Origin of the sequence: Mesorhizobium sp. M1E.F.Ca.ET.063.01.1.1 (genome assembly GCF_003998155.1) — a bacterium.
Lineage (GTDB): Bacteria > Pseudomonadota > Alphaproteobacteria > Rhizobiales > Rhizobiaceae > Mesorhizobium.
On the sequence record NZ_RZSC01001185.1, the window covers coordinates 1 to 1,194 of the forward strand.

General features: G+C 62.4%; 1 protein-coding gene. It reads right to left on the reverse strand.

From position 1 onward, the window contains the following. Positions 1–1,194: HAMP domain-containing protein (locus EOA29_RS37100; RefSeq protein WP_127222435.1), on the reverse strand; the 1,194-nt coding region annotated here is incomplete at both ends.

The following is a 1,194-nucleotide window of genomic DNA, read 5'->3' on the forward strand; positions in this document are numbered from 1 at the left end:
GCGGATCCCCTTCGTTGGCCTCCTGCAAGGCGCGTGCAACGGATTGGACCATCAGCATCAGCACGCCGCTCTCGAGACCATGACCGGTCACGTCGCCGATGCCGATCTTGACCCGTGATCCGTTCTGCAGGACGTCGTAGTAGTCCCCGCCGACCTCGTCGGCCGGCCGCATGTAGGCCGCGATCTCCAGCCCCGGAATCGCTTCGAGTTCGAATGGTTTCGGCAGGACCATCATCTGGATCTGCCTGGCAACCGCGAGCTCTGCGCCGAGGCGGACGTTCTCGTCCCGCAGCTTTTCGTTGAGTGCGGAAATCTCCTGATTTGCGTCGCCGAGCTCCCTGGTCCGTTCGTCGACGAGTTGCTCGAGGTTTTCCGTGTGAAAGCTGATCTGCTCAGCCATGCGGTTGAAGGCGATCCCTGCCGCTCCAACCTCGTCGCGTGTTGGAATGCTCACGCGCACTGAATAGTCTTTGGACTGGAGCCTCTGCGCGGCACTGGCGAGCGCCCTGAGGCCCGCGGTGATGCGCTTCGAGATTCCGAGCACCGCCGCAAAGACGATCAGAAGCGAAACGACGATCGCGGCGATCTGAAAGAGCAGGATACGGTTGGTTGCGCGCGAAATACTCTGCTGCGCGGTGAACAGGGACGCATAGATCTCCCGTTCGGGAACGACGATCCCGACCGACATCGTCTCGGACTTGACAGGCCCCGAACTCCACAGATTGATCGGCTTCAACCTCTTGAGGACGACGATATAGGGTACCCGCTCGCCGTTGTTGTCGAGCATGATGTGCTGGATGACCCCGTCATTGTTCTGGTCGAGCGGCAGCGATGCGATAGCCGGCTGCGTGCTTGCCCGCAGCGACCTCTCCAGGCCGGTGACGCCCTGCGTGCCCGCATCGCTCGACGACGTCAGGCCGATGATCGCCTGGCTCGACGGATTGATCGCCACCACGTTGCCAGTCGACATCGTGAGGAAGCCGAACCCGGTTTCGGCGATCTTCACGCGCTCGACGACTTCCGCGAGCTGGTCGAGCGTGATATCTGCACCCGCTACGCCGGCGATACCGGTATGATCGCGCGTCCACAGCGGGTGGAAAAAGCTGACGATCAGCTTTCCGGTGATGGCATCGGTGTAGGGCGCCGTCTGGGTAATATCGTCGGGGACCGGACGCGAGGCCGGGTCTCTCGCCC